Consider the following 20,970-nt stretch of genomic DNA (forward strand, 5'->3'; position numbering starts at 1 on the left):
TATAGATGTATTTTATTACAATCAAAAGAATGTTGGAAGTGTGCTTTTCAGCACACCCCAACATTCAGTATAGAACCTTTTTTTGTTGGGATCATGTTTCATACATCAATACCGGTCATGTACAGAGGGATTACATTGATGACCGGCTCTTCATAGGGATGGACATTTTTAATGGCCCTAAGTGTTTCCTTTACCTTTTCAGCCGGACAGGTCACTTCCACCTTCATCTCCGGTTCCGTACTCAGCTCCCCCATATTGCCGATATAGGGCGTACTTCCCTGTAACGGCCGCCAGCAGCCTGTCACAGGGCTGTATGACATACAGCTGTCATATTGTCCGATATGTCCGGCGTCCACCGCCTGAAGCGCTTTCTGCAGCGCGGACAGATGGGACTGGGGGATGAAAATCTCCAGCTTGCAGTTCTTAAATGTTTCCATTGCTTATTCCGCCTTTCCTGTTCTCTTCCTATGATGTTCCATCACCTTCTTATGATATTCCGGGAGTGCATGGTTCCCGCGTTTGCGCATGGTCTCGTATAAATATAACACAGATTGATATGAAAACACAAATATGCCAAGAGCAATAATTTCGTAGAAACTTCGTAAACAAATAAAACCTATTATTTAAGAGAAAAGAAATACCATGGCCGGATGTTTCTGGTAATATAAGGGTGTAGAAAAAATATCTTCCATGGCATGGAAGAAGGGAGGCATTTATAATGAAGATAAACATGAAGAGGACCATCTATACAGCAGGCCTGTCCGCAGCAGTGGCAGCGGCGGCGTTGGGGCTGGGAGGCTGCGGCACAGGGACACAGATACCGGACACCATCAAGGTGCAGAACGTGGACGCGGCAAGCAATACAATCACCGTCATCGGCAAGGAAGAGGTGAAGGTGGTACCGGACATGGCGGAAATTGAATATTCCATCTATACCAAGAAGGACACGGCTGCCGAGTGCCAGTCAGAGAATGCAAAGGATCTGGATGCAGCCATTGAGAAGCTGAAATCCCTTGGGGTGGAGGAGAAATCCATCCAGACCTCATCCTATGGGCTGAACCCCATCCATGACTGGAACTCATCTGACCAGGCGGTTACAGGATATGAGATGACCACAAGGCTGACGGTTTCGGATATCCCCATCGACCAGGCGGGAACCATCCTGGCAGAGTCAGTGTCGGCAGGCGTCAATGGAATTGATTCCGTTACATACTTTTCCAGCAGCTATGACGCAAGCTACCAGGAGGCGTTAAAGGGAGCCATGGCAGTGGCCAGGGCCAAGGCAGATGCGCTGGCAGAGGCCAGCGGCAAGACCGTTGGCAGCGTTTCCCATGTGGAGGAATACGGATACAATCCGAATGCAAGATATGCATCCTATAACAGTTCCGGTCCAGGCAAGGCGGCTGGAACCGCGGCAGCGGCTGACATGGCTGTGATGCCGGGGGAAGTAAGCGTGGAGGCGCAGGTAACAGTGGACTTTACAATCCAATAAGCATGGTCATGGGACGGCGCCGGGAGATTCATTTTCCCGGCGCCGTTTTCCTGGTTCCCCGGCCCGGCCCATAATGGCACATAATCGGAAATTCCATATTGATATTTCCCGGCAGATATATTATGATTGCAGTTGTTGGCCCCGGACAGGATGACGGGGAAAAGGAGAGCGTGAAATGAAAAACCGTATCGGCTACTTATATGTCATAATTACATGTTTTATATGGGGAAGTGTTTACATAGCAAGCAAATACGCCCTGGCGTCCATGGGGCCTCTTACCGTGCTGTGTTTCCGGTATCTGGTGGCGGGCGCGTGCCTTATCGTGCTTTTGCACATGAGAAAGACAAGGCGCACCGTACAGAAGGGGGACTGGAAATACATATGGATTGTAGGCGGGCTGGGATATTTTGTTTCCATTACGTTCCAGCTGATAGGAACCAAGCTGTTGGATGCCTCCCTGGCCTCCCTGATTAACGGCATGAACCCCATTACCATATCCCTTCTGGCAGCTGTTTTCCTGAAGGAAAAGATACGTAAACGGCATATTGCCAGCATCTGCATATCGATTGCGGGGGTATACATCATCCTGGGGGTGGGAGGCGCGTCAGTGAACGCGGCAGGGCTGGCGGCCTCTGTCTGCTCCGTACTCTTATGGTCCACTGCTTCCGTGGCCATCAGGAAGGTTTCCGGGGGATATGACCCGGTCCAGATTGCGCTGTACGGGCTGGGGGCTGCCCTTATCTTCACGGTTCCGTGCGCCATGGTGGAAGCGGTAAAAACACCGCCCGTATTGACCGGGTCCGCTGTCCTTGCCTGCATTTACCTGGGGGTAGTGGGAACTGCGGTGGCCCACACACTCTGGAACATGGGGCTTAAGCTTCTGGACGCCAGCGTGTGCTCCATGTTTTACCCGCTACAGCCCCTTACATCCGCTGTATTGGGGGTGGTCCTTTTGGGGGAGGTCCTTACATGGAACTTTGTTGTGGGCGGCGTTCTGATCTGCATGGGTATTATTGTCAGCGTAATGGAGAAGGACATGTTCCTGCACAGGTAATGTAAGTATGGATAAAACGCAGCCGGGAATGAGCCGGCATCTGAAATCTGAGTATAGCAATCAAAGCGGCCTGTTTCCTCAGGCTGCTTTTTTTGTGCTCTCCAGGGATAATTGCACAAACTGCATAAATCAACTTCAAATACGGTTTGTACATTATCCATGGATATACTAAAATAAAACTACATTGAAATATGTACTTTGTACAAAATGTCTGCAAAATAACAGTGTAACAAAAAATGGGAGGTACGACAATGCAAAAAAAATGGGGTAAGTACATGGCTAAGCGTGTGGCGGCAATGACGCTGGCAGCCGCAATGGCGGTTTCACTGGCAGGCTGCGGGGGCGGCAATCCAGGCAGTCCGGGAGGCAGTGCTTCCGGGACAGGGGGAACCGCCGCGCAGGCAGGGGCTGCACCGGCAGAGGCGCCGGCTGCCTCGTCAGAAGCGCCCAAGGCGGACAGCAGCAGGAAGACCACGGCGGATTCAGATGAACGGTATGGGAAGGTGACCGTTGCCCTGTCCAGCGACCCCCAGGACCTTGCGCCGTATACCTGGGCGGGCGACCACAGTAAGCAGTACATTTATTATAATATTTATGAGGCGCTGTTTGATTTCAGGGGAGGCGGATATATCCCTATCCTGGCAAAGGAGTATCAGGATGTGGATGAAACCCATACAAGGGTGACCCTCCACGACAACATCTACGATGCCGCGGGCAATCATATCACGGCCCAGGATGTGGTATTCTCCACAGGCCTTTTGGTGGATTCGGGAAATGCCGTAAAGTATGATATTTTTGACAGCGTCAAGGCCATTGATGATTATACGCTGGAATACACATGGACAGGTCCCGTGGTACAGGTGGGCGCCCTGGAATGGCCCTGGTGCCGTACCATGGTGGTTTCCCAGAAATCCTACGAGGAAATCGGCGGCTTTGCGGACAAGCCCATCGGGACAGGGCCGTATGTGGTGTCTGAATATGTTTCCGGCGCGCATCTGACTTTAAAAGCCAATGATAAATACTGGCAGACAGCGGAATTAAGGGATTCAAACCACAAGGCCAATGTGGAGACCATTGAGTATGACATCATTGCAGAGGCATCCCAGCACGTCATTGCACTGAGCACGGACCAGATTCAGTATTCACAGGCTGTCCCGGCAGAGAACCTGAAGGATTTTTCAGAGGGCGGACAGTATGCGGACCGGTATGGCGTATATGTGACCCAGGGTTCGGAACTGTATACCCTGATTCCCAACTGCTCTGAAAACAACCTGATGAGCGATGTCAATCTGAGAAAGGCAATCTTCTATGCCCTTGACAATCAAGCAATTGCGGCAGCCACCGGCACATCCATTGCAGCCAAGGCATTCGGCACCCCGTTCTTTGAGGATTATTATCCTGCGTGGGAGAGCACGGAAACCTATATGAATACATATGACCTCCAAAAGGCCAAGGAATATCTGGAACAGTCCGGCTATAACGGCGAGACCCTGAGGCTGGAAGGCTTTAACCGGGAAGATATCAAGAGCATCATGACCATGATACAGGCCCTGCTCTTACAGGCCGGGATCAATGTGGAAATCAATGCCAAGGAAAGCGCGCTGGTCCAGTCTGATGTGAACAATCCGGATGCATGGGACATCCTTCTCTGGAACCCCGGAGGCGGCACACAGGTGGGGGAGTGGAACCGTCCAATCAACTATAATGAGTTCGGCACCGGATTTAACATGGCATTCCTCCATGATGATGAACTGCAGGAGCTGTTCATGACCGCCAATACGGTTGACGGGCACAACGAGGAAAACATGACCAGGGTACATGACTATATTGTAGAAAACGCCTACTACCACGCCCTGTGCATGCCGCAGATGAACGCGGTGTACAGTAAGGATTTTGCAACCTTGGTTTACCGTGAAAGTGAATTCCTGCTTCCCGGGGCATGCGACTATTACCTTGACTAGTTCCTGAAAACAGTTCCTGTGAATCAGGCAGGTTTCAAAAATCGGAGTGAGACATATGGGAAAATATATATTGAAAAGACTGCTCTGGATGATTGTAATCGTGCTTGGTACGGCATTCATCATATTCACAATCCTCTATTTTACCCCCGGCGATCCGGCTATCGTGATTGCCGGAGGCAATGCCTCCGCGTCGGACATTGCTCTCATGCGGACTAAGATGGGGATTGACAGGCCGTATCTGGTACAGCTTGGAGACTATTTTTACAATACATTCATCCGGTTTGATTTCGGCAATTCCTGGGTTTATGATAAACCGGTCTATCAGGAAATGCTGGTCCGCCTTCCAAGGACCATATTAATCGGGGTCTGCGCCATGGTGCTGAACCTGGGCCTGGGCCTGTACCTTGGAATCTTCGCGGCAACCCACGAGGGAAGATGGCAGGACTCCCTTACCATGGCAATTGCCATGATCTTCATCTCCTGCCCGGATTTCTGGGTGGCCCTGATGATGATCCTGCTTTTTTCAGCCAGGCTTGGCTGGCTTCCTTCCTATGGCATCGGAGGTCCCCAGTTTTATGTGATGCCCATCATCTGCAGCGCCCTGGGAGGAATCGCGGTCAATGCGCGCCAGACAAGGGCCAGCATGCTGGGCGTGTTCCGGGAGGATTATATCACAACCGCAAGGGCAAAAGGACAGCGTGAGAAAATGGTGGTATTAAAGCACATGCTTCCCAATGCGCTGATGCCGATCATCACCTCCATCGGGGCCGGGTTTGCAAGGATAGTGGCAGGTTCGGCTGTGATTGAAAGTGTTTTTTCAGTGCCTGGCGTGGGTCTTTACATGCTGAACGCCATCAATATGCGCGATTACCCGGTGGTCCGGGCATGCGTCCTGTTCTTTGCGGTTTTCACAGCCCTGGTCATGCTGGCAGTGGATCTGATTTACGCATTCATTGACCCGCGTATCAAGGCGCAGTATTCCGGCGGTAAAGCCCGAAAGGCGGTGAAGGCATGAAAATGAATGGTATGGGCGGATCATCGCTGCTTGCAGAGACATTTGCAAGAATCTGGAAAAATAAAGGCGCAAGGGTGGGTGTCATCCTTCTTGCCCTGATTACCATATCCTGTGCGGCGGCATCCCTGCTGGCGCCCTATGGCGTCAATGAAATGGACCTGGCCAATATGTTTGCTACACCCTCAGGAAGACATATCTTCGGCACGGATGCAATGGGACGGGACCTGTTCAGCCGTCTGCTCTACGGCGGACGCTATTCCCTTGCCCTTGGCATCTGCGCCGCACTGTTCAGCGCGGTCATGGGATGTATCATAGGCAGTATTGCCGGTTATTTCGGGGGCAGGACAGAGACTGTCATCATGCGGTTTCTGGATATCTGGTCCAGCCTGCCGGGCATGCTGCTGTGTATCCTGATTTCCGCTGTGCTGGGCGCCGGATTTTTCAATACCGTGCTGGCGCTGGCCATTGGCAATGTGCCCATTGATGTGCGTCTGATCCGCGGGCAGATTCTCTCCGAACGTTCCAAGGATTACCTGGAGGCGGCCCAATCCATCAACTGCTCCCATTTAAGCATCATGTTCCGCCATATACTGCCCAATGTGGTATCTCCGGTCATCGTGGACGCCACCATGAACATAGGCATGAACATCACCATGGCTGCCGCCCTTTCCTACATCGGCCTGGGGGTACAGCCGCCTACGCCGGAGTGGGGAGCCATGCTGGCGGATGCCCGCACCCACATTTTGAATTACCCGCATTTAATCATGTTCCCTGGAATTGTCATTGCGCTGACCGTGCTGGCCATTAACCTGATTGGCGACGGGCTTCGCGACGCCATGGACCCGAAGCTGCGCAGTTGAAAGGAGAGTTTGTGGAAATGAATGAGAAAACAGAAAAATTTCTTTCGGTGCGCGGCCTGGATGTGGTCTATACCTCAGGCAGGAAGACGGTTCATGCGGTCAACGGCATTTCCTTTGACATGGATAAGGGGGAGACGCTGGCCCTGGTAGGGGAGACAGGCGCGGGCAAGACCACCATTGCCAAGGCAATCCTTGGAATCCTGCCCAATCCGCCCGCCAGGCTCAGGAGTGGGGAAATCATCCTGGAGGGTGAGGACCTGTTAAAAAAACCGGAGGAGGAAATGCTGAAAATCCGGGGTGAGAAAATCGCCATGATCTTCCAGGACCCAATGACGGCCCTGAACCCCATCATGACGGTGGGGGAACAGATTGTGGAAGGCCTTCTGCTGCACAATGGCTATACCAGGAAGGAGGCGGAAGAGGAGGCCGCCAATATGCTGGAGATGGTAGGTATCCCGGCAGAGCGGTTTGGGGAATACCCCTTTGAGTTCTCCGGCGGCATGAAGCAGAGGGTTGTCATTGCCATGGCCCTGGCCTGCAGCCCGGACCTGCTGCTGGCCGATGAGCCAACCACGGCCCTGGACGTCACCATACAGGCCCAGGTGCTGGATCTGATTAAGGACCTGAAATGTAAATATAACACGTCCATGCTGCTGATTACCCATGACCTGGGGGTGGTGGCGGAGACAAGTGATTACGTGGCAGTGATCTATGCGGGGCAGATCCTGGAATATGGCAGCAAAGAGGCCGTGTTCCTCCATCCGTCCCACCCATACACCATTGGCCTGTTCCAGTCACTGCCAGGCATGAATACAGATGTAAGGCGGTTAAAACCCATTGCAGGTTCCCCGCCTGACCCCACGGACCTGCCGGAGGGCTGCGCATTTGCACCGCGCTGTCCCCATGCAAAGGGCGGATGCGGCAAAGGGGAAATTGAATTCAGAGAAATTGCACCCGGGCATTTTTGCAGATGCGGTCTCAAACATAAGGAGGATTAGTGTATGCCGTCCCTGATAGAAGTAAAACATTTGAAAAAATACTTCAAAGTGCCTGCCGGAACCAACCATGCGGTGGATGATGTATCATTTTCCATTGAAAAAGGTGAGACCCTTGGGGTAGTGGGGGAGTCGGGATGCGGTAAATCCACCCTGGGGCGCACCATAATCCGCCTGCAGGAGGCCACGGAGGGGCAGATCCTGTTAAATGGCCAGGATATCACCCATGTACGCAAGGGTGAACTGCGCAGGGTGCGGGAACAGATGCAGATTGTGTTCCAGGATCCCTATTCCAGCCTGAACCCCCGCATGCGGATTGAATCCACCATCATGGAACCTCTGGAGCATTCGGGAAGGTTTCATTCCAAGGCGGAACTGCGGGATGAGGCCAACCGCCTGATGGACCTGGTGGGGGTGGATGAGCGGCTCAGACGCTCCTATCCCCATGAACTGGACGGGGGACGCCGCCAGCGGGTGGGGATTGCCAGGGCACTGGCCCTGAACCCGGAGTTCATTGTCTGCGACGAGCCGGTCAGCGCCCTGGATGTCTCCATCCAGGCCCAGGTGCTGAACCTGCTGATGGACCTGCAGGAGAAGAGCAAGGTGGCCTATATGTTCGTCACACATGACCTTTCCGTGGTGCGGCATATCTCGGACAATATATGCGTGATGTATCTGGGGCAGCTGGTGGAGAAGGCGCCCAGCAGGGAGTTGTTTGCGCACACCCTGCATCCGTATACAAAGGCGCTGCTTTCGGCAATCCCGTCCACGGATATCCTCCATCCCATGAAGCGGCTTCCGCTGAAGGGGGAGATTACCTCTCCCATCAACCCGAAGCCGGGATGCAGGTTTTATTCCAGATGTCCCTATGCAAAGGAGGCGTGCAGGGAACCGCAGCAGCTGACCATGGTTTCCGACCGTCATTTTGTGTCCTGCTGCCGTGTGGCGGAGATAAACACGCTCTAGGGATTGTACTCCCTGGTAATCTAAAAAGGAAAATAAGAGAGGTCTTATATGTCTGATAATTATAGAATCGCATTTGTACCGCTGCCGGACAGGGTGACGGGACTGCTGTATGAACCGGAACTGCTGGGCAGGAAAAGCCAGATCGGCATTGTGCTGATGCATTCAGATGAAAGCTATCTGGGATTTTTACCGGCTCCGGAACTGGCCAGGCGGGGATACCGCGTCCTGGCTGCAACGGTGGCAGATGCCAAATCAACGCTGGACGATAAGCTGCTGAATGTGAAGGCTGCCGTGGAATTTTTAAAGGGCTATCCCGGTATTGAAAAGGTACTTCTGCTGGGCCACAGCGGCGGCGCCACCCTTATGAGCGCATACCAGTGCGTGGCTGAAAACGGCGTGGAGGTGTTCCAGGGGCCTGAAAAGCTGATTCCCTGCGGGCTGATTGAGACACTGCCTGCTGCGGACGGGGTGGTTTTCCTGGATTCCAACTTTGGCAACGGGGCCATGACACTCTTCAGCCTGGATCCTGCCGTCATGGAGGAGTCAGGGGGTGCCGGACGGGATCCGGGGCTGGATTTATTTAACATGGATCATGGGTTCCACCCGGACGGCGCCCATTACAGCGAAGGGTTTAAACGCAGGTTTTATAAGGCCCAGGGGGAACGGGGCAACCGGCTGATTGAACATGCCGTTAACCGGCTCAGGGATATTGAGGAGGGAAAGGGAGCGTACTCGGATGATGAGCCTATGGTGATTCCGGGCGCCAACCAGATTGCGCCTAACAACAAACTGTTTCCCCAGGACCTCAGCCTGCTGTCCCATACAAAGAAGGAGTGGCCCCTGCTGCACGGGGATGGCAGCATCACGCTGCAGGTGGTGCCCAGCGTCAGGGTGTCGCGCCCGGGACAGCAGAATACAGGTTCCCTCAGGTGCGGCGGGGTCATGACCACGGTCAAGACATATCTGCGTTCCCAGGCCGTCCGGACCACGGAGGATTTCCGGGTGGGGGAAGACGGCGTTTACGGGATTGACTGGGATTCCAGCTACTGCTGCCCACCCTCCAATGTGCCGGGAATCCATGTTCCCATGCTTGTCATGGGGATGACGGGAAGCTATGAATATCTGGCGTCCGAGGTGATATATGAGCGGGCGGGAAGCACGGATAAGACCCTTGGCTTTGTGGAAGGGGCCGGACATAATTTCACCCCGGCTTATGAGGCGGAGACGTATCCGGGGCAGTTCGGGGATACGGTTAAGGTGCTGTTTGATTTTGTTGACTCGTGGATTGACCAGAATGGACGGTTCATATGACGGAGATGGGTATGTATACATTAAAGGGACGTACGGCAGTCATTGCCGGGGCAACGGGCCATGTGGGGGCCGGGGCGGTCAGGATGCTGACCGCGGCCGGGATGAATGTGGTGATGGTAACCCACAACATGGCAGATGCGGGACGGCTGATTGCGGAGGTGGAAGATAATCCAGGGACATGCATTGCCCTTAGCAATGAGGACGGGGATGGGGCTGTCTATGGTGAGGTATACCGGAGATTCGGTTCAGTGGATGTGATTATACCGAACCAGGGCGCGGCGGCGCGCCGTCAGGATTTATCCGATATAACGGAGGAGGAATTGGACGGGAAGCTCCACCATCAGATCACCGGAAGCTTTACCATGGTGCAGAAGGCAATCCCCTATCTCAAGAAGAGCAGGGCGGGGCGCGTTATATTGGTGTCCGGTACAGGTGCGGAAAACGGGCTTTTAGAGGAAGGACTTTTAGAATGTGCTGCCAGGGGCGGGGTGATTTCCATGACCAGGTATCTGGCCAGGGAGCTGGCCGTCCAGGGCATAACGGTTAACTGTATTGCCAGGGGCGGCATGGAGAATGACCATGCGCCGGAAGGGGAAGACGAGCTGGACAACCGGACGCTGGTCCCCCGGATACCGGTAAGACGGAATGGGACACCGGAGGAGTTTGGGGCTGTGGTGTGTTATCTGGCAAGCGAGGAAGCAGGATTCATGACCGGGCAGGTACTCCGCCTTAACGGCGGGCTGTTTATGGGATAAAAAAGGAGCCTGTGCACTTACAGGCTCTCAAAAAGCCGGACCAGCTGCTGCTGGGGGGCTGTGAGCTTCTTATCGGGCAGATAGGCCAGGCTGATGGTGGTGGTGATGGCGGGAAGGACATCCACGACCGCGATGTCGGAGTGGTTGGCTGACATGACAGGCCGTTTGGTAAGCAGTCCCACGCCCATGCCCTTGCTTACCAGTCCGATGATATTGTCCACCCGGTTGCTGGTAAATGCGATATGAGGCTCAAAGCCGGCCGTACGGCATTCACGGACACAAAGGGAATACATGAACGTGTCCCTTCCAAGAAGCAGGAAGGAATCGCGGTAAAGCTGCTTTAGCTCAATATGTTCACTGCCGGCCAGGGGATGGTTCTTCGGCATCAGGGCTGCCAGGGTGTCCTGGGTAATGGGAATCTTCCTGAATGAGCTGGATGCGTCATCGGATTCGCGTATGACCGCAAAGTCAATCCTTTCCTCACGGAGCATCTGGATCAGCTGCAGGGAATCCGCTTCCTGGATATCCAGCATGTAATTCCGGTTCTCCTGCTGGAAACGGGCAAGGATATCCGTGATATGGTACTGGGCCATCACGGGAATGGCGCCAATGCGTATGGTGCCCCGCTCACGGTTCAGTTCATTGCAGAAGGCCGTGGTATAGTCCTTTTGCAGCAGCGCTATCTGCTCCGCATAGGGAAGGAACAGCCTGCCGTATTGATTCAGTTCAATGCGCCTGGTGGTGCGGTCAAAGAGTGTGACGCCCAGGTCGGCTTCCAGCTTCTGTATATGCCTGGTGAGAGAGGACTGGGTGAGGAACAGCCTGTCCGCGGCTTCCATGTAGTTGCCGGTCCCGGCCAGAACAACGAATTCATGTATATAGTCAATATCCATTCATGGTCTCCTGTATTAATTCGGTTAAAAGTGAGATACCTTCCTAAACATTATAAGGTTTTCTGCTAAAAACCGCAAGCCATGAATCAAGAGAAAGAGGTATCGTAAGATGGTAATAGATGCAAATGTATATTGGTTCCCGGAACAGGTGTTCAAGGATGACAGGCTGCTCCAAACGTTCCTGGCAGATATTCCCCGGGCTTATGGAACCCTGGGACGGGTCCGGGACAATGACGGAAGAAAGGAAATCGTCATCGAGCGCCCCGCAGGCTGCCCAGGCGTGAATTATGCGGAGGGGGATTATGATTTTGATACACAGCTTGCGGACATGGACCGGGCCGGGATTGACCGGGCGGTCATGAAGGTACCCTGCTGCCATGAATGGATGGGCCTTGACATGGCCAGGCTTTTCAATGATGGGATGGCGGATTACGGTGTGCGCAGCCATGGGCGTCTGGTCCCTCTTGCGGTCATACCTCCCTTTGGCGGGGAGGCGTCCTTGAGGGAGCTGGAGCGATGCCATGAGGAACTGGGAATGAAGGGCGTACAGATGAGCGCCCATTATGGGGAGCTGTATCTGGACGATGAAGCCTTTGCCCCCCTGTTTGAACGGCTGGAGGCGTACGGGATGACGGTTTACGTCCACCATACCCCGCTGCCGGTTGACCATGGTTCCCTGCTGGCATATAACAACCTCCGCAGGTCCTACGGCCGCTGTGCCGACCAGATGACGGCCGTGTGCAGGGAAATGATGAGCGGGATGTTCGGGAAATACCCGCATGTTAAGATGGTCCATTCCATGCTGGGCGGCGGCTTCTTTGCCTTCCGGAACATGATGGTCCCTGCCAGGTCGGTGGGAAAGGATGAGGTAAGACGTTTTGAGGATAACGGGGATGAGATGGAGCGGTATCTATCTGAGAACCTGTTCTTTGAGACCAGCCATGCGCAGCCATGGGGCAGGGAAGCGCTTGAGGGCGCGGTAAGGGTACTTGGTTCAGACCATATCATCTATGGCTCCTCATACCCTGTGCGCATGGAATGGCTTACGGACGGGCCTGATTTCATAAGAAGTCTGGATATATCAGGGGAAGAGAAGGAGGACATCCTCTGGAGGAATGCCGTGAGGCTTTATGGGATTGAGGGCTGTTAGTCCTCCCGCCCTCCGTGATGCCCCCTATTATGGCAGCCACCGGCTGCCTTTTCCCCTGTTTCCTTTTCCCCTGTTTCCTGTGCCTTGTGCCCACAGTGCTCCGTATGTCCCTTGATTTCCTTCATGGACTTATCCTTGAACTCGTCCAGGGTGGCCTGCGGGTCCGCGGTGAGAAGCTCCTGTATGGCGTGATATTTCCCCACGGACATGCCAAGGCTGTGGGCTTCCTGGCACATGTGGCCGTCCACGCTGACATATTCTGTCCTGGCCTGGCTGTGGCACTGTTTGAGGGTGGTGTCCACACAGCTTTGGAGGTTTTCCAGTAAAATGCCGTCCCCGCCCCTGTTCTCCAGTGTGATGGACAGCAGGGCGTCTTTTTTCAGGTAGTCCTGCATGACCTCACTGCCAAGCAGGCGGTTGAGGGCTTCCTCATATTCCAGATGCCGCAGGGAAACCTGGCGCAGCACCATTTCCCCGTCCCTGCCATAGGGGACTTCCTCCACAACCCTTCCCCACCGGTTGATTCCCAGTTCAATGCTGGGATTCACATCAATACTGATGGTGGCTGCCTCCGCATAGTAGAGCTGGTATCCGCCGAATCCACTTCCGGCAAACACCAGCAGGCACGCCAGGGACACGGCAAGTCTCATCCGGCGCAGGGCAGGTTTTGGCTGCTTTTGTCCCATCCTGCGTATTACACGGTCACGTGTCCGCTCCTTCAGTCCGTCTTCGCACCGGACCGCGTCAAATGCCTTACGGATTTCCTGTTTCACCTTCATCACCTCCCAGCATGTCTTTTAATTCTGCCCTGGCCCTTGCCAGATGCGTATATACGGTATTCACCTTTTTGTGCAGGATGCCTGCAATCTCCACGGCGGAATATCCCTGGTAGTAGTGCAGGTACACCAGGATCTTATACTTCTCAGGAAGCCGGATGACGGCCTCCAGCACATGGGAGAAGTCCCCGCTGTCAGGGGCGGCCACGGCCATGGCCTCGTCCAGGGAACATGTATTCCTGTGGAAAAAGCTTCGGAGCACATCCTTGCACCGGTTAATGGCCACACGAATCAGCCAGGCTTTTTTATGTTCTTCCGACTCAAAGGGTTCAGAAAAAAGGGCGTATTTCAAAAACACATCCTGAAACACGTCCTCTGTATCGCTTTCATTTTTCATATAGACAAGGCAGATATGCTTTATCATGTCAGCATACTGCTCGATTGCCTGCTCTACATCTGTTTCCTGCCGCATTGTTTCTCCATCTGGTATGGCATATGCTTATCTGCGACCCGTCCCGCATCCATGGCTGCCGTGATGTCCCTGACCGCCCTGCCTGTGTTCACCGTGGTGACCGCGTCTGCTGCCGGAAGCGGCGGATGGGGAGGAAGCGGTGGAAGAGGAGCAGCTATAGCTGTGGGTCCCGTCCGGGCACACCCAGCCGCCTTCCTCAGACCAGTGTCCGTCACAGTCCCCATGGTCATGGGTGGTGCAGTATTCATAGCTGGTACAGTCCCCATAGCCCCTTGGACACGTCCAGTCCGCGCCAAAGGCAAGGCTGCTGCCTGCTGCCATTAATACGATTCCTGTTACTGCTGTTGCTATTATAGTCCTGATTTTCATGATTTTCAATCTCCTTCTCAATTAGTGTCTCATCCATAATACGATTGTGAAGGCCGTATCCTTTCAGGATGATTGAAATTCTGTTATGAATTGCAAAAACATGCTTAAAACGGATATTGGGAATAGGAAAAAGGGGAACATGAAAATGCCTCCGGCCGCGAATCCAGGCCAGAGGCATTTCCATACATTATAAACTAGCTGTACCATTACATACAATTAGAGGATTAATTCTTTTTCGCTGCCGTGTTATCCCTTGGAAGGATTACGTTCAGCAGGATTGCCACACAGGTTGCAACCACAACAGGGGACTTACCAAAGATGGTGGTTGCCCAGTCAGGGAATGCTGCCAGGGAATTGGCTGCCTGTGTAACGCCCATTCCTAATGCTACGGAAAGGCCTACGATGGAAGTATTGCGGTAGTTCATGTCCTCTGTCATGACTAACTTGATACCGGTCATGGCAATGGATGCGAATACTGTGATGGTAGCGCCGCCCAGTACACACTGGGGAATGGTGGTCAGGACTGCTGAGAACTTGGGAATCAGGCCTGCAACCAGCAGGATGACAGCCGCCATTCCGAGAACGATGCGGTTGATTACCTTGGTGGTCACTACGATTCCTACGTTCTGGCTGTAGGTGGCGGTTGGAAGCCCGCCCAGCACAGCGCCTATGATATTGGAGATACCGTAACCCACAATACCTCCCTGTAATTCCTTGTCCTCCGGCATACGGTCCATGGAGCCGGTGGTGGTTGCGGAAAAGTCACCGATTGCTTGGATTGAATTGATGGCAAATAAAAGGCCGATTGCAATACAGGAAGAAGGATCAAATATTACCCCAAAGTGCAGCGGGGTCGGGAACTGGAAAATACCAGCCGAGGCAACGCCGCTGAAGTCAACCAGCCCAAATCCCAGGGCAACGGCATAACCCACAATCACGCCGATAAGGATGGAGGCCAGCTTCAGGATACCTTTGGTGAAATGATTTAAAACGGTGACAACGGCTAAAGTAATCAACGCAGTTGTCCAGTTCTGCCATGAGCCAAAGCCCAGTTTACCGATTTCGCTTGCCAGGGGCTTGCCGGCTCCGCCTGCCATGTAGTTGACGGCAGTGGGATATAAGGAAAGACCGATGGTAAACACAACAGTACCGGCGATTAACGGCGGGAACAGCTTGCGTATCTTCTTAATGGAAAAACCAACAATGATTGCCACCACGCCGCCTACAATCTGGGCGCCTAATATCATCGGAACCCCCAGCCCGCTTTCATGGCCTGCAATGGCCTGCATGCTGGGGACATAAGCAAAACTCACACCCATGATGACAGGAAGGGCGGCTCCGATATGAAGACCGTTCTTATTGCCGATGGGGAAAAGCTGTAATAGTGTGGCTAAACCTGCCACAACAAGGGCTGCCTGTATTAAAAAGACTTTATCAGTGGGATTGAGCCCTGCTGCTCCTGATACGATAATGGCGGGGGTTACGCACCCCACGATTGCGGCCACCACATGCTGCATTGCAAGTGGGAACGCCTGGGAAAAACTGGGTTTTCCATAATAGTCAAATAAAGCTGATTGATTACCTGCCTGATTCATATTTAAGTTCCTCCTTGGGCTTATTGGTGAATTTGAGTTCCGGTCAGTCCTTGGATTCCCTCTTTTGCTTTTTCAAGCAAGGTTATGAGTGCAGTACGTCCATCTTTGGACTCTGCGAATTTCACAGCGGCCTGAACCTTTGGCAGCATGGAGCCAGGGGCGAAATGTCCCTCTTCCATGTATACCTTGGCCTGGTCCGGTGTGAGATTATCCAACCACTTTTCTTCCGGTTTTCCGAAGTTGATAGCTACCTTTTCTACTGCAGTGAGGATGATTAAGAAATCAGCGTTCAGTTCCTCTGCTAACAGCTCACTGGCAAAATCCTTGTCGATAACAGCGCTGGCGCCCTTTAAATGATTGCCCTGACGGGTAACCGGGATTCCGCCGCCTCCGCATGCGATGACCAGCTGACCGGAGTCAACCAGGGAGCGGATAGCGCCGATTTCAACAATTTCAGCTGGCTTTGGAGAAGCAACCACACGTCTGTAACCGCGTCCTGCGTCCTCCTTCATGATGTATCCGTATTTCTCGGATGCAATCTTGGCCTGTTCCTCGGTCATGAAGTGGCCGATTGGCTTGCTGGGGGTGTCGAATGCAGGATCTTCTGCATCCACACGCACCTGTGTGATCATGGTAGCAACCGGGATATCGTACATTTCGCGGTTGTAAAGTTCCTCTCTCAGGGCATTCTGAAGGTCATAGCCGATATAGGCCTGGCTCATTGCCACACAGACGGAGAGGGGAGTGTTTGGCTGGTTTGCGTCCTCGCGGCTCAGGGCAGCCATGGCATTGTTGATCATGCCGACCTGCGGGCCGTTTCCATGGGCTACAATGACTTCGCAACCTTCTTCGATGAGGTCCACGATAGCCTTAGCGGTAATCTTAACAGCTATCATCTGCTCAGGAAGTGTGTTGCCAAGTGCGTTGCCGCCCAATGCGATGACAATACGTTTTTTCTTGTTTTCCATAGTGAAATTCCCCTTTACAGGCGGGATATGAGGGTATCCCGCATTGTTATTTGCACAATACAACTTATTTTGGAGACAAAAAGGGCCGCAGGACCGTTGTCCGGCAGCCCCTACAATGTACTACGACTAGGTTTGGGATTTATTTGAATACTCTTGGTGTTCCTTTTTCTTCCAGTTTCTTTAAGATTTCAGCTGGATCAGCAAACTTAGCTAACATGATCATGGCAGCGATTACATATGGCTTGTAGCTTGCTTCCTTGTACAGGGGATCGCGGTAACGGTCGAATACAGATGCCTCAACCTCGCCGTCCTTGCAGCTTACATCGTTGATGTCAGCAGGTAAGCAGTGCAGGTACAGGGCCTTGCCGTCCTTGGTGGTCTTCATCAGTTCTTCGGTACAGCACCAGTCCTTGTGCTCTGCGTTCTGAGCCAGCAGTTCTTTCTCAAGGGCCTTGATTCCCTCGGAATCGCCTTCAGCGTACAGGTTGGTTCTCTTTTCCATGGCTGCGAACGGAGCCCAGCTCTTCGGATATACGATATCAGCATCCTTGAATGCGTCAGCCATGTCATGGGATACGCGGAAGGAACCGCCGGTAGCTGCTGCGTTCTTCTTAGCAACTTCCTCAACCTCAGGCATGATCTCATAACCTTCCGGATGAGCCAGGACAACTTCCATACCCATACGTGTCATCAGGCCTACAACGCCCTGAGGAACGGAGAGTGGCTTGCCGTAGGAAGGAGAGTAAGCCCATGTCATGGCTAACTTCTTGCCCTTTAAGTTCTCTACGCCGCCGAACTCATGGATGATGTGCAGCATATCAGCCATACACTGTGTGGGATGGTCGATATCGCACTGTAAGTTAACCAGGGTTGGCTTCTGCTCAAGGATGCCGTCCTTGTGGCCCTGTGTGACAGCGTCAACCACTTCGTGCATGTAAGCATTGCCCTTGCCGATGTACATATCATCGCGGATACCGATGACATCAGCCATGAAGGAAATCATGTTAGCTGTCTCGCGGACAGTCTCACCATGGGCAACCTGGCTCTTACCCTCGTCCAGATCCTGGACTTCCAGGCCTAACAGGTTACATGCGGAAGCGAAGGAGAAACGTGTACGTGTGGAGTTGTCACGGAATAAGGAGATGCCAAGGCCGCTCTCAAATACCTTTGTGGAAATGTTGTTCTCCCTCATGTAGCGCAGGGCGTCAGCAACGGTCCATACTGCTTCCAGTTCCTCATCGGTCTTCTCCCAGGTCAGGAAGAAGTCGTTCTCGTACATTTCCTTGAAATTGAGGCTGTTTAACTTATCAATGTAATCCTGTAATGTTTTCATTTGATTAACTCCTTTAATATGATTTATTTATATTTTTTGGTTTCAATGTCTGGGTGCCCGGGCCTGTAATCCTTCGGCGGCTTTCAGCATAAGCCGCCGAAATAAAACAGGTCACTAGGACTTCATGGAAAATGGTTTACGAATAAGCAGGATGCAATTATATTTTATTTTTCATAGGGCGTATGCCCTATGCTTCTTGGCCGCCCCACAGGCCAAAAAGATGGCACTGCGGACCAGCGGGATGGCAAAACCACACTGAATGGCAGCCAAAAAATCACCCTGCGGACAATAATCTAAAACAATGATAATCCTTAAATACGAATAATTCCTTACTTACAATACACAGTCGGCAGTGCCGCATAAACAGCCGCACATGTAACCAGATCCTGCTTCCAGGTAATCTCATTGGGGGCATGGGCCTGAGCCTCTGCGCCAGGTCCAAAGCCGATGCAGGGGATACCGTTACGTCCCATGATGGAAACGCCGTTGGTTGAGAAGGTCCACTTGTCTGTGAGAGGACGGGCCTTCCTCATTTCCTCGGTAGCGGCAACACCGATACGCTCATTGCCGTACAGGTTCTTGTAAGCATCTTCCAGGGCCTTGGTGACTTCGTGGTCTTCCGGGATGACCCAGGTTGGGAAGTAGCACTCGATTGGATATGTAAGTCCTTTGTAGGAAGGACGGGAATACTCATACATGGAAACAGTAACATCATCGCCATATTTCTTAACAGCAGGAAGGGCGCGGATCTCATCCAGGCAGCTCTCCCATGTCTCACCGGCAGTCATGCGGCGGTCAAGGGATACGGAGCAGGAGTCGGCAACTGCACAGCGGCTTGGGGAGGTGAAGAAAATCTCGGAGGTGGTAACCGTGCCGCGTCCTAAGAAGTTGGCTTCCTTCCACTCTGGGTTGTATTTCTCATCTAACATCTTCACAAGGCCCTTGACTTCCTTGTCATCAGCAGCGTCATTCTCGTTCAGTGCGCGTACATCCTGAAGGATATCGGCCATCTTGTAGATTGCGTTGTCGCCGCGCTCTGGGGCGGAACCGTGGCAGGAAACACCCTTGACGTCAACACGGATCTCCATACGTCCCCTCTGTCCGCGGTAGATGCCGCCGTCAGTAGGCTCTGTGGATACAACGAAGTCAGGACGTACCTTGTCTTCATTGATGATATACTGCCAGCAAAGACCATCACAGTCCTCTTCCTGGACCGTACCGGTTACCAGAACCGTGTACTTGTCGCTTAACAGGCCCAGGTCCTTCATGATCTTAGCGCCGTAAACAGCACTTACGATACCGCCGCACTGGTCAGACACGCCGCGTCCGCCAATCTCGGTGTCGTTCTCATAACCTTCGTATGGATCGAAGTTCCAGTTGTTCTTATTGCCGATACCAACCGTATCGATGTGGGCGTCAAAGCCGATTAAGGTCTTGCCGGTTCCCATGTAGCCAAGTACGTTGCCCATGGGGTCAATCTCAACCTTGGTGAAGTCAAGCTTCCTCATCTCTTCAGCGATGCGGTCGATGTGTGCCTTCTCATCGCAGCTCTCACCTGGGAACTTAACGATATCGCGTAAGAATTTGGTCATGTCCTTCTCGTAATTCTGTGCTGCTTCTTTGATTTTTGCGTAATCCAGACTCATTGTTTTCATTTCCTCCATATACATTTGCATTCATATTGTGGTGGTGCCGCCCGGCGGGGGTGAACCGCGAGGCAGCGGTGGTGATTGGGTTTATTGGATGATGCTTTATTGCTTATTTATCGAGACCTTTCCATACAATGTTCTTGTAACGGTCAGGGTCCGTATCGCCTTCTGTTGAGAAGAGCAGGACTTTGGAAGATCCGTCCAGTCCGATGTCATTTCTCAGATCCTTGTACTCATCCATGGTCATGACGGCTGCCAGTGCGCCGAATGGAGCAGCGCCGGATTCACCGGATGTAACAGGTGCGTCGCCCTTAATGGGAGCGCCCAGCATACGCATGCCGTTTGCAGCTACCCAGTCAGGGGCAGCGATGAATACTTTTACATGGTTCTTTAAGATATCCCAGGAGATGGTGTTGGGCTCGCCGCATGCAAGACCGGCCATGATGGTTTCCATGTCGCCGTCCACGATGCGGATGTCGCCGTCGCCAGCAGCAGCGCCCTTGTAGAGACATGCGGCTGCTTCCGCTTCCACAACAACGAAGGTTGGCGGGTTATCAGCGTAAAGGTTGGAGTAGTAACCCACAACCGCGCCTGCCAGGGAACCGACGCCTGCCTGTACGAAAATGTGGGTCGGACGCTCACAGCCGTATTCCTTTAACTGCTCGCCAGCTTCCATGGCCATGGTTCCGTAGCCCTGCATGATCCAGGCCGGAATCTCCTCGTAGCCGTCCCATGCAGTATCCTGCACAATCACGCCTCTCTCTGTCTCGTCCGCCTCCTTGGCTGCCAGACGTACACAGTCATCGTAGTTCATCTCCTGGATGTCTACCTGTGCGCCTTCCTTTGCGATGTTCTGAAGACGTGTCTGGGTGGAACCCTTAGGCATATGTACAACGGCCTTCTGGCCTAAGCGGTTGGCTGCCCATGCAACGCCGCGGCCGTGGTTGCCGTCTGTGGCTGTGAAGAAGGTTGCCTGGCCAAATTCTTTTCTTAACTGGTCAGAAGTGAGGACGGAATAAGGAAGCTCGGACACATCCTTGCCTGTCTCGCTGGCAATGTAGCGCGCCATTGCGAAGGAACCGCCCAGTACTTTAAATGCGTTCAGGCCAAAGCGGTAGGACTCATCCTTTAAGTAAATCTCTTTTACTCCCAGGTACTCAGCCATGTGGTCCAGCTTTGTAAGTGGTGTCTTGCTGTACTGAGGAAAGCTTTCGTGGAAGGTCCTTGCCTTTCCGATTTCCTCAAGGCCCATGATTGGCAGGTTCTTATCATCTGTCTTTGGCATATGATTGACCGCCCATTGAATCTTCTGATCCATATTACATAATCCTCCTTGTATGTGTGTTGCTGTTTATG

General features: G+C 53.0%; 20 protein-coding genes. 10 read left to right on the forward strand and 10 right to left on the reverse strand.

The window, feature by feature from the left end; translation table 11 throughout:
- Positions 1-98 precede the first annotated feature (98 nt).
- On the reverse strand, positions 99-437 hold the full coding sequence (locus LK536_RS38095) for a YqfO family protein (RefSeq protein ID WP_227795577.1): 339 nt from the start codon (positions 435-437) through the stop codon (positions 99-101).
- Between the two features lie 281 nt (positions 438-718).
- Between LK536_RS38095 and LK536_RS38100 the strand changes: the two genes are divergently transcribed.
- From LK536_RS38100 to LK536_RS38140, 9 genes are all read left to right on the forward strand, one after another.
- A complete protein-coding gene (locus LK536_RS38100) occupies positions 719-1,492 on the forward strand; it encodes an SIMPL domain-containing protein (protein ID WP_227795576.1) in 774 nt (257 codons plus the stop codon).
- 175 nt (positions 1,493-1,667) lie between these two features.
- Entirely contained in the window at positions 1,668-2,546 is an 879-nt protein-coding gene (locus tag LK536_RS38105; protein WP_227795575.1) for a DMT family transporter, read from the forward strand.
- Between the two features lie 251 nt (positions 2,547-2,797).
- Positions 2,798-4,507, forward strand: a complete 1,710-nt coding sequence (locus LK536_RS38110; RefSeq protein WP_227795574.1) for an ABC transporter substrate-binding protein — start codon at positions 2,798-2,800, stop codon at positions 4,505-4,507.
- 55 nt (positions 4,508-4,562) lie between these two features.
- Positions 4,563-5,522: an ABC transporter permease gene (locus LK536_RS38115; RefSeq protein WP_025486507.1), complete on the forward strand. Its 960-nt coding sequence runs from the start codon at positions 4,563-4,565 to the stop codon at positions 5,520-5,522.
- Positions 5,519-6,382, forward strand: a complete 864-nt coding sequence (locus LK536_RS38120) for an ABC transporter permease (protein ID WP_025486508.1) — start codon at positions 5,519-5,521, stop codon at positions 6,380-6,382. Before LK536_RS38115 ends, LK536_RS38120 begins: the two co-directional genes overlap by 4 nt.
- A 17-nt stretch (positions 6,383-6,399) precedes the next feature.
- A complete protein-coding gene (locus LK536_RS38125) occupies positions 6,400-7,380 on the forward strand; it encodes an ABC transporter ATP-binding protein (protein ID WP_025486509.1) in 981 nt (326 codons plus the stop codon).
- Positions 7,381-7,383: 3 nt separating this feature from the next.
- Positions 7,384-8,343 carry an ABC transporter ATP-binding protein gene (locus LK536_RS38130; protein ID WP_025486510.1) on the forward strand — a complete coding sequence of 320 codons (960 nt, stop codon included), beginning with the start codon at positions 7,384-7,386 and terminating at the stop codon, positions 8,341-8,343.
- A gap of 48 nt (positions 8,344-8,391) precedes the next feature.
- Entirely contained in the window at positions 8,392-9,654 is a 1,263-nt protein-coding gene (locus tag LK536_RS38135) for a lipase family protein (protein WP_130790286.1), read from the forward strand.
- Positions 9,655-9,665: 11 nt separating this feature from the next.
- Positions 9,666-10,409, forward strand: a complete 744-nt coding sequence (locus LK536_RS38140; RefSeq protein ID WP_227795573.1) for an SDR family NAD(P)-dependent oxidoreductase — start codon at positions 9,666-9,668, stop codon at positions 10,407-10,409.
- A 17-nt stretch (positions 10,410-10,426) separates the two neighbouring features.
- Here LK536_RS38140 and LK536_RS38145 read toward each other — a convergent pair whose 3' ends face one another.
- Entirely contained in the window at positions 10,427-11,302 is an 876-nt protein-coding gene (locus LK536_RS38145; RefSeq protein ID WP_227795572.1) for a LysR family transcriptional regulator, read from the reverse strand.
- Between the two features lie 109 nt (positions 11,303-11,411).
- Here LK536_RS38145 and LK536_RS38150 point away from each other — a divergent pair, with 109 nt between their 5' ends.
- Complete coding sequence (locus tag LK536_RS38150; RefSeq protein ID WP_008717919.1) at positions 11,412-12,452, forward strand: amidohydrolase family protein; 1,041 nt, start codon at positions 11,412-11,414, stop codon at positions 12,450-12,452.
- Here the strand turns inward: LK536_RS38150 and LK536_RS38155 are convergent.
- From LK536_RS38155 to dpaL, 8 genes are all read right to left on the reverse strand, one after another.
- Positions 12,449-13,231, reverse strand: coding sequence for an anti-sigma-I factor RsgI family protein (locus tag LK536_RS38155; RefSeq protein ID WP_040379771.1), 783 nt, complete (start codon positions 13,229-13,231; stop codon positions 12,449-12,451). The genes LK536_RS38150 and LK536_RS38155 overlap by 4 nt on opposite strands.
- A complete protein-coding gene (locus LK536_RS38160) occupies positions 13,206-13,700 on the reverse strand; it encodes an RNA polymerase sigma factor (protein ID WP_008717915.1) in 495 nt (164 codons plus the stop codon). The genes LK536_RS38155 and LK536_RS38160 overlap by 26 nt, the downstream gene beginning before the upstream one ends.
- Positions 13,701-13,727: 27 nt before the next feature.
- Positions 13,728-14,069 (reverse strand): hypothetical protein, encoded by a 342-nt coding sequence (locus tag LK536_RS38165; RefSeq protein WP_227795571.1) that lies wholly within the window; start codon positions 14,067-14,069, stop codon positions 13,728-13,730.
- Between the two features lie 224 nt (positions 14,070-14,293).
- Entirely contained in the window at positions 14,294-15,664 is a 1,371-nt protein-coding gene (locus tag LK536_RS38170) for a uracil-xanthine permease family protein (RefSeq protein ID WP_025486516.1), read from the reverse strand.
- 20 nt (positions 15,665-15,684) lie between these two features.
- Positions 15,685-16,632, reverse strand: coding sequence for a carbamate kinase (gene arcC, locus LK536_RS38175; RefSeq protein WP_025486517.1), 948 nt, complete (start codon positions 16,630-16,632; stop codon positions 15,685-15,687).
- A 139-nt stretch (positions 16,633-16,771) separates the two neighbouring features.
- The gene (gene ygeW, locus LK536_RS38180) at positions 16,772-17,965 is read right to left on the reverse strand and encodes a knotted carbamoyltransferase YgeW (RefSeq protein WP_008717911.1); all 1,194 of its coding nucleotides are present in this window, start codon (positions 17,963-17,965) and stop codon (positions 16,772-16,774) included.
- A 329-nt stretch (positions 17,966-18,294) separates the two neighbouring features.
- Complete coding sequence (locus LK536_RS38185; RefSeq protein WP_474912433.1) at positions 18,295-19,605, reverse strand: YgeY family selenium metabolism-linked hydrolase; 1,311 nt, start codon at positions 19,603-19,605, stop codon at positions 18,295-18,297.
- Between the two features lie 118 nt (positions 19,606-19,723).
- Positions 19,724-20,932 (reverse strand): diaminopropionate ammonia-lyase, encoded by a 1,209-nt coding sequence (gene dpaL, locus LK536_RS38190; RefSeq protein ID WP_008717909.1) that lies wholly within the window; start codon positions 20,930-20,932, stop codon positions 19,724-19,726.
- Positions 20,933-20,970 lie beyond the last annotated feature (38 nt).

It is taken from the genome of Clostridium pacaense, assembly GCF_020709765.2.
In the GTDB taxonomy this organism is placed as follows: Bacteria; Bacillota; Clostridia; order Lachnospirales; family Lachnospiraceae; genus Enterocloster; species Enterocloster hominis.

Bases quoted from the DNA above. Each gene is read 5' to 3' on its own strand.
- LK536_RS38095 (WP_227795577.1), bottom strand. From the start codon at position 437: ATGGAAACATTTAAGAACTGCAAGCTGGAGATTTTCATCCCCCAGTCC.
- LK536_RS38100 (WP_227795576.1), top strand. From the start codon at position 719: ATGAAGATAAACATGAAGAGGACCATCTATACAGCAGGCCTGTCCGCA.
- LK536_RS38105 (WP_227795575.1), top strand. From the start codon at position 1,668: ATGAAAAACCGTATCGGCTACTTATATGTCATAATTACATGTTTTATA.
- LK536_RS38110 (WP_227795574.1), top strand. From the start codon at position 2,798: ATGCAAAAAAAATGGGGTAAGTACATGGCTAAGCGTGTGGCGGCAATG.
- LK536_RS38115 (WP_025486507.1), top strand. From the start codon at position 4,563: ATGGGAAAATATATATTGAAAAGACTGCTCTGGATGATTGTAATCGTG.
- LK536_RS38120 (WP_025486508.1), top strand. From the start codon at position 5,519: ATGAAAATGAATGGTATGGGCGGATCATCGCTGCTTGCAGAGACATTT.
- LK536_RS38125 (WP_025486509.1), top strand. From the start codon at position 6,400: ATGAATGAGAAAACAGAAAAATTTCTTTCGGTGCGCGGCCTGGATGTG.
- LK536_RS38130 (WP_025486510.1), top strand. From the start codon at position 7,384: ATGCCGTCCCTGATAGAAGTAAAACATTTGAAAAAATACTTCAAAGTG.
- LK536_RS38135 (WP_130790286.1), top strand. From the start codon at position 8,392: ATGTCTGATAATTATAGAATCGCATTTGTACCGCTGCCGGACAGGGTG.
- LK536_RS38140 (WP_227795573.1), top strand. From the start codon at position 9,666: ATGTATACATTAAAGGGACGTACGGCAGTCATTGCCGGGGCAACGGGC.
- LK536_RS38145 (WP_227795572.1), bottom strand. From the start codon at position 11,302: ATGGATATTGACTATATACATGAATTCGTTGTTCTGGCCGGGACCGGC.
- LK536_RS38150 (WP_008717919.1), top strand. From the start codon at position 11,412: ATGGTAATAGATGCAAATGTATATTGGTTCCCGGAACAGGTGTTCAAG.
- LK536_RS38155 (WP_040379771.1), bottom strand. From the start codon at position 13,231: ATGAAGGTGAAACAGGAAATCCGTAAGGCATTTGACGCGGTCCGGTGC.
- LK536_RS38160 (WP_008717915.1), bottom strand. From the start codon at position 13,700: ATGCGGCAGGAAACAGATGTAGAGCAGGCAATCGAGCAGTATGCTGAC.
- LK536_RS38165 (WP_227795571.1), bottom strand. From the start codon at position 14,069: ATGAAAATCAGGACTATAATAGCAACAGCAGTAACAGGAATCGTATTA.
- LK536_RS38170 (WP_025486516.1), bottom strand. From the start codon at position 15,664: ATGAATCAGGCAGGTAATCAATCAGCTTTATTTGACTATTATGGAAAA.
- arcC (WP_025486517.1), bottom strand. From the start codon at position 16,632: ATGGAAAACAAGAAAAAACGTATTGTCATCGCATTGGGCGGCAACGCA.
- ygeW (WP_008717911.1), bottom strand. From the start codon at position 17,965: ATGAAAACATTACAGGATTACATTGATAAGTTAAACAGCCTCAATTTC.
- dpaL (WP_008717909.1), bottom strand. From the start codon at position 20,932: ATGGATCAGAAGATTCAATGGGCGGTCAATCATATGCCAAAGACAGAT.